General features: G+C 67.5%; 15 protein-coding genes. 12 read left to right on the top strand and 3 right to left on the bottom strand.

Annotated elements, in window-relative coordinates; genetic code table 11:
* Positions 1-16 precede the first annotated feature (16 nt).
* The 5 genes from ABQE44_RS05005 (at position 17) to ABQE44_RS05025 (ending at position 6680) form a co-directional block, all read left to right on the top strand.
* A complete protein-coding gene (locus tag ABQE44_RS05005; protein ID WP_448428577.1) occupies positions 17-886 on the top strand; it encodes a MaoC family dehydratase in 870 nt (289 codons plus the stop codon).
* Between the two features lie 71 nt (positions 887-957).
* Positions 958-1845, top strand: a complete 888-nt coding sequence (locus ABQE44_RS05010; RefSeq protein ID WP_448428579.1) for a universal stress protein — start codon at positions 958-960, stop codon at positions 1843-1845.
* 484 nt (positions 1846-2329) lie between these two features.
* Entirely contained in the window at positions 2330-2473 is a 144-nt protein-coding gene (locus ABQE44_RS05015; RefSeq protein ID WP_448392945.1) for a hypothetical protein, read from the top strand.
* The gene (locus ABQE44_RS05020) at positions 2470-3309 is read left to right on the top strand and encodes a GRP family sugar transporter (protein WP_448392946.1); all 840 of its coding nucleotides are present in this window, start codon (positions 2470-2472) and stop codon (positions 3307-3309) included. The genes ABQE44_RS05015 and ABQE44_RS05020 overlap by 4 nt, the downstream gene beginning before the upstream one ends.
* A gap of 29 nt (positions 3310-3338) precedes the next feature.
* Positions 3339-6680: an error-prone DNA polymerase gene (locus tag ABQE44_RS05025; RefSeq protein WP_448392947.1), complete on the top strand. Its 3342-nt coding sequence runs from the start codon at positions 3339-3341 to the stop codon at positions 6678-6680.
* On the opposite strand, the gene ABQE44_RS05030 is transcribed toward ABQE44_RS05025, so the two are convergent.
* On the bottom strand, positions 6677-8638 hold the full coding sequence (locus ABQE44_RS05030; RefSeq protein WP_448428581.1) for a cellulase family glycosylhydrolase: 1962 nt from the start codon (positions 8636-8638) through the stop codon (positions 6677-6679). The genes ABQE44_RS05025 and ABQE44_RS05030 overlap by 4 nt on opposite strands.
* 574 nt (positions 8639-9212) lie before the next feature.
* Here ABQE44_RS05030 and ABQE44_RS05035 point away from each other — a divergent pair.
* On the top strand, positions 9213-9872 hold the full coding sequence (locus ABQE44_RS05035; protein WP_448392949.1) for a nitroreductase family protein: 660 nt from the start codon (positions 9213-9215) through the stop codon (positions 9870-9872).
* Here the strand turns inward: ABQE44_RS05035 and ABQE44_RS05040 are convergent, their stop codons facing one another.
* Complete coding sequence (locus ABQE44_RS05040) at positions 9873-10337, bottom strand: tRNA (cytidine(34)-2'-O)-methyltransferase (RefSeq protein ID WP_448428791.1); 465 nt, start codon at positions 10335-10337, stop codon at positions 9873-9875. It abuts the gene before it with no gap.
* Between the two features lie 233 nt (positions 10338-10570).
* On the opposite strand from ABQE44_RS05040, the gene ABQE44_RS05045 reads away from it, so the two are divergent.
* Genes ABQE44_RS05045 through ABQE44_RS05070 form a run of 6 tightly spaced genes read left to right on the top strand, consistent with a single transcriptional unit; the run spans position 10571 to position 16430 of the window.
* Positions 10571-13159, top strand: a complete 2589-nt coding sequence (locus tag ABQE44_RS05045) for a HAMP domain-containing sensor histidine kinase (protein WP_448428583.1) — start codon at positions 10571-10573, stop codon at positions 13157-13159.
* Positions 13156-13557: a serine protease inhibitor gene (locus tag ABQE44_RS05050; RefSeq protein WP_448392951.1), complete on the top strand. Its 402-nt coding sequence runs from the start codon at positions 13156-13158 to the stop codon at positions 13555-13557. The genes ABQE44_RS05045 and ABQE44_RS05050 overlap by 4 nt, the downstream gene beginning before the upstream one ends.
* Positions 13558-13564: 7 nt before the next feature.
* Positions 13565-13936, top strand: a complete 372-nt coding sequence (locus ABQE44_RS05055; RefSeq protein WP_448392952.1) for a DUF742 domain-containing protein — start codon at positions 13565-13567, stop codon at positions 13934-13936.
* Positions 13917-14528 carry a GTP-binding protein gene (locus ABQE44_RS05060; RefSeq protein ID WP_448392953.1) on the top strand — a complete coding sequence of 204 codons (612 nt, stop codon included), beginning with the start codon at positions 13917-13919 and terminating at the stop codon, positions 14526-14528. Before ABQE44_RS05055 ends, ABQE44_RS05060 begins: the two co-directional genes overlap by 20 nt.
* A gap of 2 nt (positions 14529-14530) precedes the next feature.
* Complete coding sequence (locus ABQE44_RS05065) at positions 14531-15094, top strand: pentapeptide repeat-containing protein (protein WP_448392954.1); 564 nt, start codon at positions 14531-14533, stop codon at positions 15092-15094.
* Positions 15095-15149: 55 nt separating this feature from the next.
* Positions 15150-16430: an amidohydrolase family protein gene (locus ABQE44_RS05070; RefSeq protein WP_448428585.1), complete on the top strand. Its 1281-nt coding sequence runs from the start codon at positions 15150-15152 to the stop codon at positions 16428-16430.
* 16 nt (positions 16431-16446) lie between these two features.
* On the opposite strand, the gene ABQE44_RS05075 is transcribed toward ABQE44_RS05070, so the two are convergent.
* A complete protein-coding gene (locus ABQE44_RS05075; protein ID WP_448392956.1) occupies positions 16447-16791 on the bottom strand; it encodes a hemophore-related protein in 345 nt (114 codons plus the stop codon).
* Positions 16792-16851 lie beyond the last annotated feature (60 nt).

Genomic DNA, 16851 nt, shown 5'->3' on the forward strand with positions numbered 1-16851 from the left:
GCGCTATCGTCCGTCTATGCCACTCGATCCCAATGCCATAGGCGTCAAGACCGAACCCCAACTGTTCGAATGGACCGACCGCGACACCATGCTGTACGCGCTCGGCGTCGGCGCGGGAACCTCAGATCTGGCGTTCACAACCGAGAACAGCCACGAGATCCCGCAGCAGGTGCTGCCCACTTACGCGGTGATCGCCTGTACGCCGTTCGCCGCGGCCGCCAAGATCGGCAGCTTCAACTTCGCGATGCTGCTGCACGGCTCGCAGTCCATCCGGCTCTACGAGCCGCTGCCGCCGGCCGGCAAGCTCAGCGTCGTCGCCGAAGTCGCCGACATGCAGGACAAGGGCGAGGGCAAGAACGCCGTCGTCATGCTCAAGGCCACCGGCACCGACCCCGACACCTCGAAGGTGGTGGCCGAGTCGATGGCCACCGCCGTCATCCGCGGCGAGGGCGGGTTCGGCGGGCAGCCCGGCCAGCGTCCCGCGGCACCGGAAATCCCTGACCGAGAACCGGATTCGAGGATCGCGTTACCGACGCGCGAAGACCAGGCCCTGATCTATCGGCTCTCCGGTGACCGCAATCCGTTGCACAGCGACCCGTGGTTCGCCCGTGAGCTGGCCGGCTTCCCCAAGCCGATCCTGCACGGGTTGTGCACCTACGGGGTGGCCGGGCGCGCGTTGGTCGCCGAACTCGGCGGCAACGACGCGACGAAGGTCAACGCGATCGCGGCCAGGTTCACCTCTCCGGTGTTTCCCGGTGAGACGCTGACGACCTCGATCTGGCGCACCGAACCGGGCCGCGCGGTGTTTCGCACCGAGGCGGCCAACCCCGACGGCTCGGATGCGCGGCTGGTGCTCGAGGACGGCGCCGCCGAGTACAGCGACTGACGGGTCGGCAACTTCGAACCAATCGGGTCGATCCGCCGGTGTCGGACCCCGCCGGTTGACAGGATGGCGCGGTGAGGATCGTCGTGGGCTATCTGGCCACCCCCGGTGGCGCAGACGCGGTGGCGCTGGGCGTTCGGCTGGCCCGGACGCTCGGCGCTGAGCTCGACCTGTGCCTGGTCCTGCCGACCGACCGGGTGCCGCCGTCGTATGCGCCGGTCGGCGGGTACCGCGAACACCTGACCGACCACGCCGAGGAATGGCTCGCGGCGGCACGCGCATCGGTGCCCGACGATGTCGGGGTGGCCAGCCGGGTCGCGTTCGATGACTCCTCGACCGACGCGCTGATCAAGGAAGCGGCCCGCGTGCAGGCCGACCTCATCGTCGTGGGCGGCGCGGGCGGCGGCCTGGGCGCAAGCTACTCGCTGGGCTCGGTGGTCAACGGACTACTGCACTCGGCTCCGGTTCCCGTGGCGGTCGCGCCGCGCGGTACGCGGCATTCCTCGGCAGAACGGGTGCGTGAGGTGACGTGTGCCATCGGGGAACGTGCCGGGGCAGATCTGTTGCTGGAGAACGCGGTGCGGTTCAGCCGGGCCGCCGACGCCCCGCTCAGGCTGGTCTCGTTGGTGGCTCTCGACCCGGTCTTGGGGGTGCTGCGTCGCGACGATCCGGCCGTTCGCGAACGTGCGCTGGCGCACGCCCGGCACACCCACGAGACCGCGAAACTCCGCTTGCCGGAGGGCTTTCCCGTGACGTCGACGATCGTGGAGGGCCGTTCTGTCGAAGAGGCCGTGGGCAAGCTGGACTGGCGCGACGGCGATCTGATCATGGTCGGATCGAGCCGGCTCGGCGCGCCAAGGCGCCTGTTCCTGGGGTCGACGGCGGCCAAGATGCTGCGGGTGCTGGACGTGCCGATGATGGTGGTGCCCAGAGACCAACTCGTCGCAGAAGACCTGCCGTGAACGCCCGCACCACGATCCGTGACGTGCCGCTGCGTCGCGGTCAGGGTGATCCCGAAGTGCCGCAAAGGTGTCGGCCAGGTGTTCGCCACGCAGGTTCCAGGGTGTTGATCCGGCCGTCGGACATCTGGTGGTAGTAGGCCTCGGCGTTGCGCACCACGTGTGCGTTGCGCTGTATCTCGAGCAGCTGGTCGACCGCCGCCTGTTCGCAGGACCGGCCTGCGCCGAACACCGCCGCGAAACCATAGAACGCCGCCGGCTTCTCTGCGGTTCCGAAAGACCTTCCGGTGTGTGATCGTTGCGGGTGTCATACGGATCGGATGCCCGTGCTTGCGGCGTCCAATTTGACGGGTGGGCGTTAATCGAGCCGAACCCGCGGATATGCATGACGCATGCATGAGACCCGTGTCGCGAACCTGCTGGGTGTGGCGGCGCTGGCCATCAACGATCAGGTGGTGGCGTCGGTCACCGGGCGCTGGAACACGCGTTGACCAAGCTGCTGCGCGGGTTGTACGGGTTCGTGCCCAACAGCGCGCTGCTGTGCCGGTACCGCGATCGCCAGGCGTGCACCACGGACGCCGTGTGCCCGGTCGGGCAGGCCGAACGCGATCAGCAGCGGGTGCCGCCGTGACGGGCTGGCTTTTCGCGCTGGGTTCGGCGCTGTTCTACGGCACCTCCGACTTCGTCGGCGGGCTGGCGTCGCGTCGCGCGCACTTCGTGGTCGTCGCGCTGCTGGGCCAACTCGCCGGTCTGGTGGTGGCCGGAATCGCGGCCGCCGCCGTGCTCGCGCCGGCGCCGACAGCGGCGGACCTCTGGTGGGGTGCGCTGTCGGGTGGCGGCACCGCTGCCGGGATGGTCTTTCTGTTCCGCGGTATGAGCCATGGCGCGATGTCGGTGGTCGTTCCGACCAGCGCGGTCACCGGTATCGCGTTGTCGGCGTTGGTCAGTGTCGCGCTCGGCGATGAGCGCCCGTCGCTGCTGGCGTGGGTCGGGATCGCTATTGCGGTGCCCGCGTTGTGGTGGGTGTCGAGCGGTCAGCAGGCAACGACGGGCACCCATTCCGGCGGTGCAAGTGACGGGCTGTTGGCGGGGGTGGGCATCGCCGTTCAATACCTCGCGCTCGCGCAGGCCTCGGCGGCGTCAGGGCTGTGGCCCGTGGCGACCGGACGCGTGGGCGCGCTGTGTGTGCTCGGCGTGGCGCTGCTGTTCGTCGGGCGGCAGGCGCTTCGCGTGGCGCGCAACCCGTTGGCGCTTGCGCTGGCCTCCGGCGCCCTGGCCGCCGCGGCGTTGATCTCGTACTTTCTGGCCACCCAGCATCAGATCGTGGCGATCGCGGTGGCGTTGGCGTCGCTGTACCCGGTGATTCCGGTGCTGCTGGGCATCCTGGTGCTGCACGAACGCCTCACCCGGCGCCAGACCGTGGGCCTGGTGGGCGCGGGCGCAGCGACCCTGTTGATGGCCGGCTGAGTCGAACATGAGTTCGATACACTGGCCGGGTGGGTTGGCATACCGGACCGCCGAGCTGGACCGAAATGCAGCGGGTGCTGGAGGGCAAACCGCGCCGTTCTGGCTGGCCTTCCCCCGCGAGCGGGGAGTATCGCCATGACGAGCAGGTCGGCGACGGCGGCGACAGCCCCGCCTGGTCGCGCAAGCGCGCGGCCTACCAGGCGGCCGACGTCGCCCGGCCCGCCACCTCGACGCCGTATGCCGAGCTGCACGCCCATTCGGCGTACAGCTTTCTCGACGGCGCCAGCACCCCGGAGGAGCTCGTCGAAGAGGCCGTCCGGCTGGACCTGCGCGCGATCGCGCTGACCGACCACGACGGGCTGTACGGCGTGGTGCGCTTCGCCGAGGCCGCCAGGGAACTGGATATGTCGACGGTGTTCGGCGCCGAACTCTCAATCGGAGGAGGCAACCGCACCGAGGATCCCGATCCGCCGGGGCCGCATCTGCTGGTGCTGGCCCGCGGCCCGGAAGGCTACCGGCGGTTGTCGCGTGAACTCGCCAAGGCGCATCTGGCCGGAGGGGAGAAGGGCAAGCTGCGCTACGACTACGACGCGCTGACCGAAGCGGCCGGCGGGCACTGGCACATCCTCACCGGATGCCGTAAAGGGCACGTGCGCCAGGCCCTTGGCGCGGGCGGCCCGGAGGCGGCGGCCGATGCGCTTGCCGATCTGGTGGACCGGTTCGGGCAGAGGCGGGTCAGCGTCGAACTCACCCATCATGGAGATCCCGTCGACGACGAACGCAACGCGATGCTGGCCGAGCTGGCGCCGCGCTTCGGTCTGGATGTCGTCGCCACCACCGGCGCGCACTTCGCCGAACCGTCACGCGGCCGGCTGGCCATGGCGATGGGCGCGATCCGGGCCCGCCACTCGCTGGATGAGGCCGCCGGTTACCTTGCCCCGCTGGGCGGTTCGCATCTGCGGTCGGGGCAGGAGATGGCCCGGCTGTTCGCGGGCTGCCCGGAAGCGGTAACGGCGGCGGCCGACCTCGGCGAGCAGTGCGCGTTCGAGCTGGCGCTGATCGCCCCGCAGCTGCCACCGTTCGACGTGCCGCACGGACACACCGAGGACAGCTGGCTGCGGCATCTGGTGATGGCCGGTGCGCGCAACCGGTACGGCCCGCCGGAGCGGGCGCCACGGGCATACGCCCAGATCGAGCACGAACTGAAAACCATTGCGCAGCTGAAGTTCCCGGGCTATTTCCTGGTGGTGCACGACATCACCCGGTTCTGCCGCCAGAACAACATCCTGGCGCAAGGCCGGGGGTCGGCGGCCAACTCGGCGGTCTGCTACGCGCTCGGGGTCACCAACGTCGACCCCGTCGCCAACGAGTTGTTGTTCGAACGGTTCCTGTCCCCGGCACGTGACGGTCCGCCCGATATCGACATCGACATCGAATCGGATCTGCGGGAGAAGGCGATCCAGTACGTCTACGACCGCTACGGTCGTGACTACGCCGCCCAGGTGGCCAACGTCATCACCTACCGCGGCCGCAGCGCGGTGCGCGACATGGCGCGTGCACTCGGGTTCTCCCAGGGCCAACAGGACGCCTGGAGCAAGCAGATCAGCCGGTGGAACCCGCCGCGGGAGCGGCAATCGAACACAGCGGCCGACCCACCCGATGTCGAGGATATTCCCCAGCCGGTGATCGATCTGGCGACGCAGATCTCCAACCTGCCGCGGCACATGGGCATCCACTCCGGCGGCATGGTGATCTGTGACCGACCGATCGCCGACGTGTGCCCGGTGGAGTGGGCGCGGATGGCAAACCGCAGTGTCCTGCAATGGGACAAAGACGACTGTGCGGCCATCGGTTTGGTGAAGTTCGACCTGCTGGGGCTGGGAATGCTGTCTGCGCTGCACTACTGCATCGACCTGGTGCGCGAGCACAAGGGCATCGAGGTGGACCTGGCGCGCCTGGACCTGTCGGAGCCGGCGGTCTACGAGATGCTGCAACGCGCGGATTCGGTCGGGGTGTTCCAGGTCGAGTCGCGGGCACAGATGGCCACGTTGCCTCGGCTGAAGCCGCGGGTGTTCTACGACCTGGTGGTCGAGGTGGCGCTGATCCGCCCCGGCCCGATCCAGGGCGGCTCGGTGCACCCGTACATCAAGCGACGCAACGGTGTCGAGCCGGTCACCTATGAGCATCCGTCGATGGAACCCGCGCTGCGAAAGACGTTGGGCGTTCCGCTGTTTCAGGAACAGCTCATGCAGCTGGCAGTGGACTGCGCGGGGTTCTCCGCGGCCGAAGCCGATCAGCTGCGCCGGGCGATGGGGTCCAAACGCTCCTCGGAGCGGATGCGCCGGCTGCGGGACAGGTTCTACGACGGGATGCGCCAACGCCACGGCATCACCGGCGACGTGGCCGACCGGATCTACGAGAAGCTGGAAGCCTTCGCCAACTTCGGCTTCCCGGAAAGCCATTCGCTGTCGTTCGCATCGCTGGTGTTCTATTCGTCGTGGTTCAAACTGCACCACCCGGCGGCGTTCTGCGCCGCCCTGCTACGGGCGCAGCCGATGGGCTTCTACTCACCGCAGTCCCTGGTCGCCGATGCCCGCAGACACGGGGTCGCCGTGCACGGCCCGGACGTCAACGCCAGCCTCGCGCACGCCACGCTGGAGAACCGCGGCACCGAGGTGCGGCTCGGCCTGGGCGCCGTCCGCCACATCGGCGACGAGCTGGCCGGGCGGATGGTCGACGAACGAAAGGCCAACGGGGCCTTCGCGTCCCTGCTTGATCTGACCCAGCGGGTGCAGCTATCGGTTCCGCAGACCGAGGCGTTGGCCACCGCCGGTGCGCTGGGTTGCTTCGGTATCACGCGGCGCGAAGGACTGTGGGCGGCCGGTGCCGCCGCCAGAGAACGTCCCGACCGGCTGCCCGGAGTGGGTTCGTCGTTGGCCACCCCCGCGCTGCCCGGTATGACCGAACTGGAACTGGCCGCCGCCGATGTATGGGCCACCGGCGTCTCACCCGACAGCTTTCCCACCCAGTTCCTGCGCGAGGATCTCGACGCGCTCGGCGTCGTTGCGGCGGACAGGTTGTTGGAGGTTCCCGACGGTACCCGGGTGCTGGTGGCCGGGGCAGTGACGCATCGCCAGCGGCCCGCGACGGCGCAGGGAGTCACCTTTCTCAACCTCGAGGACGAGACAGGGATGGTCAACATCCTGTGCTCGCCAGGGGTTTGGGCACGCCACCGCAAGCTGGCGCAGACGGCTGCCGCCCTGCTGATTCGTGGGCAGGTGCAGAACGCCACCGGCGCAGTCACCGTCGTCGCCGACCGGATGGGCCAGCTCACGATGGCGGTCGGCTCGCGAAGCCGCGATTTTCGCTAGCCCGCCTCCGATCCCGACTCCGGCCCACCCCTCGAAGAGCCGTCGTCGTCGCCCGTGTTATCGGCCCCCACCGAATCGTCGGCATCCTCCGAATCATCGGAGTCCGTGTCGTCAGAGCCGTCCGGCCCCACCTGCCCGGGCTTGGCCACCAAACCGGTGCGCACCGGTTCACGCGAGTCGTCCTCGACCGCCTCTTCGGCTGCGTCCTCGTCCGTCTCGACCTGTGCGTCGGTCTCGACCTCGTCGGTCTCGTCGACCTCTTCGGTCTCGACGTCGGGGTCGACGGTCTCGGGGTCGTCAGCGGGGACCTGCTCCTCCGTGGTCTCCGTCTCCTCCTCGGTGACCACATCTTCGGCCGTGGTCGCTTCCTCGGTCTCGGCCGGCTCGGTCGACGTGTCCTCGGCGGCGTCGTCGGACGAAACCGTCTGTGCGGTCGAGTTTTCCGACTCATCAGCGTCTTCGTCAGCGGTCGACGAAGTCCGAAAGGACATGGCAGCCGAGTCGACGCCCGCTGCGACCTCGTTTTGCACGTCCGCCGGCAGCGACGTCTCAGCGGCGGCGGTGGGCCGGAAGATGTTCGCGATCGCCTGGGCAACCGAGTTAACGAACGTGGAAACGGCGTTGATGAAACCCTGTACCGCGTTGGCGATCACCTGAAAGAACGCCTGCAGCGCTTGAGCAACCTGCTCGCCGATGTTCGGAACACCCGGATCGACGGGCTCCTCCGGTTCTTCCGGTTCCTCCGGCTCCTGGTTCTCCTCGATGAAGTCCTTGATCACCTGCGCGGCCAGCTTCGCCGTCCAGTCGACGTTGAAGATGCCCAGTGAGGTGTTCGGCGTCAGCACGCCGCCGACCAGGCGGTCGCGCAACGTGTAGATGAACGACGGACCCGTATAGGAGGTGCCGTCGGCGTCCTTGAGGTCCTTCCATGCGTTGAGGAAGTCCTCGATGAACTCGGCCTGGTGCTCTTCGGTCACCGCGTTGTCGCCGAAGGTCGGCAGACCGTACTCGGTGGCCCAGATCTTCAGCGCCTCATCGCCGTTGTCGAGCATCAGCTGCCTGATCTCGATCACCTGCTCGAGTGGGGCGCGCCAGAAGTCGTTCTTGACGCCTTCGGAGAACTTCAGCGTGTAGTGGTACGGATGGAACGACAGGGCATCGAAGTAGCCCTTGGCTCCGCTGGCGTACATCGTCTCGACGAACGTCACCGGATCCAACGTGACGGGACTGCTGATCACGGCGCCCAGCACACCGGCCACGACGAGCGGATCGTCCGGGTCGTCGCCATTGGCGTCCTTGATCGCGGTGTAGGCGGCCTGCAACATCTCGGTGTAGGCGGCCGGATCGATCGTCGGCGCCCATGCCCGCACGTAGTTCGGTTCATTCCAGATCTCGTATGCCGCGATCTTCTCGCCGTAGCGGGTTGCGACCCGGCCGGCGTACTCCCCGAATAGATCCGGCTGCGGCGGTTCTTCGAACCCGATCAGCGACCAGTCGGTGTTCGGGTCGACCCCGGCCCAGTCCGGTCCGTGGGCGAGCACCGCGACGATCGCCATGTCGCGGTCGGCTGCGGCGTTGATGATGTAGTCGCTTCTGGCCCAGGCGGCCTCCTCAACCCCCGGCGGAAACGTTCCCGGCCGGAACGGTTCGTTGCCACGCCACGGCAGCACGACGCGCACGGTGTTCACGCCGAGCGCCTGCATCTCGTCCAGGTGCCGGTTGACCGCGGCGGTGTCGAGCTTGCCGTCCGGCGTCGACAGCGCCCACAGGTCCGAGTCGGCGATACCGACCGTCGTGCCGGACTCCACGATGCCCGCCGTCAGCACGTAGTCGAGCGCCATCCGGTCGATACGCGGTTTCTGCACGGTCGGCGCCGCGGTGAGCATGACCGCCAACGGAACCATCGCGATCACGGTCGCAACGGCACCGGCTTGCAGCCAGGTACGTAGACCTCTCATCGATTACCCCCCTCAGTCCCGATCACGAGTCACGGTGACGTCTTGATCAAGAAATTAACGCATTAGCCAAGTTGTTTGTATGCAAAATCGAAAATTAATCCCCCATGTGCTCTAACTATCCATAAGTACAGTTATAAAACAAGCGGCGCGACTTTGCTGTGATTGGCAAATCCGCGCGAAATTGACGCTTTAGCAAAGGGCTGGCCGTAAGCGCTGTTATGCCGATTGTCCTGCTCAATCACGCCTAATCTGCTGGTCGAACACGCTTCTGCTGCGAACGCTGGCCATGGACCGCAAGTAGAAGTTGCGCAACTCGTCGCGTCTGGCGAATTCAGTAACGCCATTCGATCGAGGTATGTGAGCTTTCTCGCCGATCCGGCGTGATAGCGAGCGAATACCTAATTCAAGATCAGCCGCCGGTCGGAGTCGGCCATACCTTCTCGATGCTGATCTTCAACCAGGTGCTACAGGTCGCGAGAAATTCATCGGTGGAAGCCGATCCTGGTGGCGAACTCGCGGTAGGTGTCCGCTCGCGTAATCCGACTGCAATGGCGTCGAATGTAATGTCAGCCAGGTGACGGCCCACGAAAGTCTCAACCTTTCCTTCGACGACGTCGTGACCACGACCCGCTCGGTGCGCAAGCGTCTCGACTTCGACAAACCGGTGCCGCGCGAGGTGCTGCTGGAGTGCCTGGAGCTGGCCCTTCAGGCGCCGACGGGCTCCAACGCGCAGGGCTGGCAATGGGTTTTCGTCGAGGACGAACAGCAGAAGAGGGCGCTCGCCGAGATCTACCGCACCAACTTCACGTGGTACCGCAACCAGACCCCAACGGAGTACGCCGACGGTGACAGCCGTGCTGCGCAGCGCGAGCGCGTGGTGTCGTCGGCCAGTTACCTGGCCGAGCACATGCACAAGGCGCCATGGCTTTTGGTGCCGTGCCTGGATGGCCGACCCGATGGCGCACCCGCCGGTGTCAGCGCCGGCTTCTGGGGGTCTCTGCTGCCTGCGGTCTGGAGCTACATGCTGGCGTTGCGCTCGCGCGGGCTGGGCTCGGCGTACACCACGTTGCATCTCGTCGGCGACGGGGAGAAGCAGGCCGCCGAGGTGCTCGGCATTCCCTTCGACAAGTACAGCCAAGGTGGGCTGTTTCCGATCGCCTACACCAAGGGCACCGATTTCCGCCCGGCCAAGCGACTTCCGGTTGAGCAGGTCGTCCACTTCGACGGGTGGTGATCAGTCGGCGCCGGCGAACCCGTGTTGGCGCCACGCCTCGTAGTTGGCGACTGCGGCGGCGTTCGACAGGTTCAGCGACCGTCGCCCAGCCAGCATCGGGATGCGCACCTGGGCGGTGATGTGCGCATCTGCCAGCGTCGCGGCGTCCAGGCCACTGGGCTCGGGCCCGAACATCAACACATCCGTCGGCCGATAGGACACGTCGGTGAACGACGTCGCGGCGTGCGCGGTGAAGGCGAACACCCGCGCAGGCATCAGCGCGGCCCAGGCCGCGGTCAGGTCGCGGTGCACGGTGACCGATGCCAGATCGTGGTAGTCCAGACCCGCACGTCGCAGCTTCGGTTCGGACAGGTCGAACCCCAGCGGCTCCACCAGATGCAGTTCGGACCCGGTGGCCGCCACCATCCGGATCGCGTTGCCGGTGTTCGGTGCGATGCGCGGGGTCAAGAACAGCAGCCGGAACATTTCATACATCTGAGCGCCGAAACTGAACTCGTGCAGGAGAATCGGCGAATTTTCCTGCACGACTTCAGTTTCGAGCCATTTGCTCGCATACCACGAGGAGCGTGAACACTCCGAGCCACAACTCTGTCTGTTCAGTAAGAATTGTGGAAACCGCAGCGCATCGCTGTCATACTCGACCAGTTGCCAGGCGTACAACGCCCGCCCTTGCCTGGGCAAGTCAGCAGGAAAGTCATATGAACTACAACGCGTCGATGAGCGCCGACGGCACGGCAGGGCCGCCCATCAAGAGGCCGTCACGCTGGTCGCCGGCCAATTGGCCGGTCCGCTGGAAGGTGCTTGCGATCGTGTTGGTGCCGCTGGTGGTGGCGGCGACGTTCGGCGGGCTGCGCATCTACAGCAGCGCGACACAGGCTGCTGACCTGCGGCTGGCCTCCGACCGCGTCGACATGGTGGTCGCCGTGGAGAACTACATGGCGTCGCTGGAGAACGCGATGCTGGTGGGTTCGACCGGCGGTGACACCCAGGCGGCGCTTTCGGAGTTCGACGGCAGCCGCCAGCGGCTGGAGGGGCAGTTGGCCGAGACCGACGTCGCGCCCGACGTCCGCGACGGCGTGCAGACCCTTATCGACGACGGTCAGGCGTTGATGGACAAGGCCACCTCCAACAGCATCGGGCTGCGCGACACCATCGCGGCGTACGCCTTGCTGTTGCTGCCTGCCGAGGACGCGGTCACCGGCTCGGTCCGCGTCGATGACGAACGCATCCGCGCCGAGACGGTCGGGCTGTCGCGGGCGATCGGTGCCCGAGGCCAAATGATGATGCAGGAACTCGCCATCGCCCGCGGCGGTGAGCTGCCGGAGCCCGAGCTGCGCACCGCGATGATCGCGCTGGCCGGCACCGAGCCGTCGACCTTGTTCGGCATGAGCCAGGTGCTCGGCGTGGCGTCACCCGACGCCCAGAAGTTGCAGGCCGAGTTCGTCAAGCGGATGGCCCTGATGACGGACCCCGCCGTGCCGCTGGTCAACAACCCCGAGTTGTCGGCGTCGGTGGACGCCACCGACGACATCGCCCGCCAGATCATCGCGCGCACCACCGACTCGGTGGCCACCGCGGTCGAGGAGAAGGCCGCGGCGGCGCGTAGCGCACTGATCCGCGATGCGGTGGTGGTCGCGGTCGTGATTCTGCTGGCGCTGATCGTCGTCATCGCGGTGGCCCGGTCGCTGGTGCGGCCGCTGCGTCGCCTGCGTGACAGCGCGCTCAAGGTGGCCCACGAGGACCTCACCCGCGAGCTCGAACACGTCCGCGCGGGCGGGGACGCCCCGCCGGTCAACCCGATCCCGGTGCACACCTCCGAGGAGGTCGGACAGGTCGCGCACGCCGTGGACGAGCTGCACGAGCAGGCGCTGCTGTTGGCCAGCGAGCAGTCCCGGCTGCAGCTGCAGGTCGGCGACATGTTCGAGACGCTGTCGCGGCGCAGCCGGTCGCTGGTCGACCAGCAACTCGCGTTGATCGACCGCCTGGAACGCAACGAAGAGGACCCCGACCGGCTCGAAAGCCTCTTCCGGCTCGATCACCTCGCCGCGCGTATGCGTCGCAACGGCGCCAACTTGCTGGTGCTGGCCGGTGCCAGGGTGCCGCGCGAGCAGGCTGAGCCGGTGCCGGTCGCGGCGTTGATCAACGCCGCCGCATCGGAGGTCGAAGACTACACCAGGGTGGTCACCGCGACCGTGCCCGACAGCGAGATCGTCGGCGCCGTCGCAGGTGACATCGTGCACCTGCTCGCCGAACTGCTCGACAATGCGCTGCGGCACTCACCGCCGGCCTCACCCGTGCGGGTTTCGGCCGTGCACACCGCCAACGGCGGCCTGGTCATCGAGGTCAGCGATACCGGGCTGGGCATGACCGAATCCGATCTGCGGGTCGCCAACACGCGGCTGCAGTCGGGCGGCGAGGTCACCCCGTACACCGCGCGGCACATGGGCCTGTTCGTCGTCGGCCGGCTCGCCGCCCAGCACGGGCTCGTGGTCCGGTTGCGCAGCACCGTTGCGGGCGAACCGAATTCGGGTACCACGGCCGGTGTGTACATCCCCACCGAGCTGCTGGCGCAGGGCGAGGAAACCGACCAGTTCAGTTTGACCGAGTACGCCACGCCCGCCGATGCGCACGCCGGTATCGCGACCGCGCTGGCGCTCGACGAAGACCACTACGCCGACGACGACGGCTACTCCAACGGCCACCATGAGGCGCCCGTGGCGCTGCTGCCGCAACGCAACCCGGGGGCCAGCGGGATCTCGGCCGCACCGGTGGCGCCGCAGCCGTCGAGCGCGGCCCGCCCGACCGATACCTCGGAGTTCTTCGCGGCGCGCGCGCAGGCCGCCGACGCGGCGCCTGCCGAGCCCGAGCCCGAACCGTCGCCGACGGCGGGCTCAGATGACGCGATCTATCAGAAGATGTTGTCGGAGTGGCTCGTCGACCCGACCGAGCTGGCCAACAGCACGGACCTGAACTGGGAAACGGTATGGGACCACGGTTGGTCGGCGGCGGCCGCCGCCGAGGAAGCGCCCGTGTTGCGCCACACCGAGGAAGGCCTTCCGGTGCGAGAACCCGGCGCCAGGTTGGTTCCGGGCGGCGCCGATGAGCCCGTCGAGCAGACGCCACAGCCCGACGGCGACACCCGAGTAGCATCGGCGGCTGAGTTCGACACCGGCGAATCCCCACACCGCAGTCCGGAGGCGGTCCGAGCGAGCATCAGCAGCCACTTCGGCGGTGTGCACGCCGGCCGGTCCCACGCCCGAGAGACCAGAGGAACAGAAGACGAATGACCCAACGCGAGTCGCTGGATTGGCTGGTCAGTCGATTCGCCAGAGAGGTGTCGGGGGTGTCGCACGCCGTGCTGGTATCCGCCGACGGGCTACTGACCGCGGCCAGCGAGCACATCCCCACCGAACGCGCCGACCAGCTCGCCGCGGTGGCCTCCGGGCTGGCCAGCCTCTCGACGGGTGCGGCGCAGTTGTTCGACGGCGGCCACGTGCTGCAGTCGGTCGTCGAGATGGAGAACGGATACCTGCTGCTGATGCGGGTCGGCGACGGCTCGAACCTGGCGACGCTGGCGAAACGTAACTGCGATATCGGCCAAATCGGTTACGAGATGGCGATATTGGTGGAACGAGTGGGTTCGGTGGTTCAGTCGGGACGCCGGCGAGCACCTTCGCACTCCTGAGGGGTCGATGGACGACTGGGAGCCCGATGTCGCCGACGAGCCGAGCCTCGTCCGGCCCTACATCCTGACGGCCGGGCGCACCGATTCCGACGTCTACCTACCGCTAGAAGCGCCGATCGAGACCGTGCCCGACGAGTTACCTGTGCGATGGCCGGGTACCGATGTGCGGGAGCAGATTGTGCGGCTGTGCGGCGATCACCCGTCGGTGGCCGAGATCGCTGCGCAGCTATCCTTGCCGCTTGGCGTGGCCCGGGTACTGATCGGTGACCTGGTGTCGCAGGGTTACCTGCGGGTGCACACCACCCTCGACGATGCGGCGACGCTGACCGACCGGCGCGAACTGATAGGAAGGACGCTGCGTGGCCTTAGGGCACTCTGAGGGGCGCCACGCCTCCACCGACGCCGCGCCGCGGGGAACTGCGGCGTCGACGAAGATCGTCATCTCCGGCGGGTTCGGCGCCGGCAAGACGACGTTCGTCGGCGCCGTATCCGAGATCATGCCGCTGCGAACCGAAGCGCTGGTCACCAACGCGTCGGCCGGTGTCGACGGTCTGGAGGCCACCCCGGACAAGAACACCACCACCGTGGCCATGGACTTCGGCCGGATCACGTTGGCCGAGGACCTCGTGCTGTACCTGTTCGGCACCCCGGGGCAACGCCGGTTCTGGTTCATGTGGGACGACCTGATCCGCGGCGCGATCGGCGCCATCATCCTGGTCGACGTGCGGCGGCTGGCCGACAGCTTCGCCGCGGTTGACTACTTCGAGGCCCGCAAGCTGCCGTTCGTGGTCGCGGTCAACCAGTTCGACGGGGCCCCAAGGTATCCCGTAGCAGCGGTGCGCAAGGCGCTGGCGTTGTCGGAGCGCATCCCGGTCATCACCGTCGACGCCCGCGACCGCCAGTCCGCGCGCGCGGCGCTGATCACCGTCACCGAATATGCGCTCAAGAACCTCACCGCGCTGCCCGGCTGATCGTGGGCTACGACGAGACCATCTGGACTGCAGAGGAATTCACGAGGCAAGACTTCCGTGACGAGGACTTGAGCCGGCTACGGACGGAGCGGGTGGTGTTCGACGAGTGCGACTTCCGTGGTGTCAACCTGACCGAGTCAGAACACGTCGGCTCGGCCTTCCGTAACTGCTTATTCGAACGGGCCACCTTGCATCACAGCAGCTTTCGGCAATGCAGCATGCTCGGTTCCGTGTTCACCAATGCCCGGTTGCGGCCGCTGACGCTGGCCGACGTCGACTTCACGCTGGCCGTGCTGGGTGGATGCGACCTGCGCGGGGTCGATCTCTCCGGCTGCCGGCTGCGGGAAACCGGCCTGGTGGACGCCGATCTGCGCAAGGCCGTGCTGCGTGGTGCCGACCTGTCCGAGGCGCGGGTGCAGAACGCCCGGTTCGAGGAGGCGGATCTGCGCGGTGCGCGTACTGATCCGACGTTGTGGACAACGGCCAGATTGCGCGGCGCCAGGATCGACGTCGAACAAGCGCTGGCCTACGCCGCCGCGCACGGCCTGGACATCCACGGCGGCTGACCAGGTAACCCGCGAATCGCGAGCATCCGGTGCGCTGGCGCGCAAGGATGGGGGCATGGCTGATACGTGGGACACCATCGACCGCTACGTCGTCATCTCGACCGACACCCACGCGGGCGCCGACCTGTACGACTACCAGCCGTATCTGCCCGCGGCGCTTCATGACGACTTCGAGGCGTGGGCAAAAACCTACGTGAGCCCGTTCGACGACCTCGTCATCGCCACCGCGCAGCGCAACTGGGACCACGACCTGCGGATGGAAGAGATGGACGCCGACGGGGTGGCCGCTGAAGTGTTGCTGCCCAACACCGTGCCGCCGTTCTTTCCGACCACCCCGAACATCACCATCACCCTGCCGCGCACCCGCGAGGAGTTCGAAAAGCGCTGGGCCGGTGTGCAAGCCCACAACCGCTGGCAGGTCGACTTCTGTTCGCTGGCTCCGGCGCGACGGCGCGGGTTGATCCAGGTGTTCCCCAACGACATTGACCTGGCCCTGGACGAGATCCGTTGGGGCGTAGAGCATGAGTGCTTCGGCGGCGTGCTGGTGCCCGCCGTCTCACCAGGGGACCCGTCGGTCGCCCCGCTGTTTCACACCCGCTACGAGCCGCTGTGGGCGCTGTGCACCGAACTCGACCTGACCGTGGTTCAGCACGCCGGAGCCGGAAGCCCGGTGATGCCGATGGACCAGCCCGCGTCGAACGCCGTGCTGGTGACCGAGATGGCGATGTGGGCTCAACGCACGGTTGCCCATCTCATCCTCGCCGGCGTCTTCGAGCGTCATCCAGATCTGCGGTTCGTGGCGACCGAACAGGGGACGTTGTGGCTGCAGCACCAGATGATGATGCTCGACGCAATGGTGCCCAGCATGAAATCGCAAGCGGGCAACCGCACGTACGGGATGTTCGGCGGTTCCTCGATCGACGAACTCACCATGGCGCCCAGCGACTACGCCAAACGGAACTGCTACCTGGCCGCCGAGCTCACACCGTTCGAGTCCTCGATGATCAGTTACCTCGGCCCAGAACACCTCATGTGGGGCAGTGACTACCCGCACGAGGAGGGGTTCGCGCCGCATTCCAAGCTCGCGATCCGCTGGGCGCTGCTCGACCAGCCCAAAGACGTCTGCCGCAAGATCCTGGCAGGAAATGCCGCGCAGCTCTACCGGTTCGACCTGGATGCTTTGACGGCGGTGGCCGCCGAGATCGGTCCGACGGTCGACGAGGTGCATACGCCGCTGGGCGACACCGGCTATACCGCGCCCGCGGCGTTCGGCTACCGGCCCTTCGAAGGTGGGCTTGCGCTCAAGCGGCTGGCCCCAGCACGCGGCGAAGGCTGACGCCGCACGCCGTCGGTCAGAAGTTGCTGCAGGTGGCGGCCACCCGCATGACCACCGGGGTGAACTCCTCGGTGCCCGGTGTGGCCTGCGCCTGCGCGACCATCGCCCGGCGCGTCTCCGGGGGAGCGGCGATCAGGCTCTTCAGCCAGCCGGTGGCGGCCGGGGCCGACTCGAGCTGCCTGGCGAGCGCAGGTGATTCGGCGTTGAGCGCCGCAACGACCTGCGGATAGGTGCAATTCGAGTAGACAATCGTGTCAATGTCTGGTTGCGCGGCTGCGAGGCCGGCGCCCATGCCCGCACCCGTGGCCAGCAGCATGGCCAGACCGCCGGAGGCGAAAGCCAGTTTCGTCGTCGAGCGCATTCGGTACACCTTCCGGGCTATGTGAAGGTTTCACGCTAACACCGTCGTCGCGTTGTGTGC

Source organism: Mycolicibacterium sp. XJ2546 (assembly GCF_053483195.1).

What these genes read in the sequence shown, in the direction of transcription:
- ABQE44_RS05045 (WP_448428583.1), top strand. Translation starts at nt 10,571, where the DNA reads ATGAACTACAACGCGTCGATGAGCGCCGACGGCACGGCAGGGCCGCCC.
- ABQE44_RS05030 (WP_448428581.1), bottom strand. Translation starts at nt 8,638, where the DNA reads ATGAGAGGTCTACGTACCTGGCTGCAAGCCGGTGCCGTTGCGACCGTG.
- ABQE44_RS05005 (WP_448428577.1), top strand. Translation starts at nt 17, where the DNA reads ATGCCACTCGATCCCAATGCCATAGGCGTCAAGACCGAACCCCAACTG.
- ABQE44_RS05075 (WP_448392956.1), bottom strand. Translation starts at nt 16,791, where the DNA reads ATGCGCTCGACGACGAAACTGGCTTTCGCCTCCGGCGGTCTGGCCATG.
- ABQE44_RS05070 (WP_448428585.1), top strand. Translation starts at nt 15,150, where the DNA reads ATGGCTGATACGTGGGACACCATCGACCGCTACGTCGTCATCTCGACC.
- ABQE44_RS05040 (WP_448428791.1), bottom strand. Translation starts at nt 10,337, where the DNA reads ATGTTCCGGCTGCTGTTCTTGACCCCGCGCATCGCACCGAACACCGGC.
- ABQE44_RS05050 (WP_448392951.1), top strand. Translation starts at nt 13,156, where the DNA reads ATGACCCAACGCGAGTCGCTGGATTGGCTGGTCAGTCGATTCGCCAGA.
- ABQE44_RS05055 (WP_448392952.1), top strand. Translation starts at nt 13,565, where the DNA reads ATGGACGACTGGGAGCCCGATGTCGCCGACGAGCCGAGCCTCGTCCGG.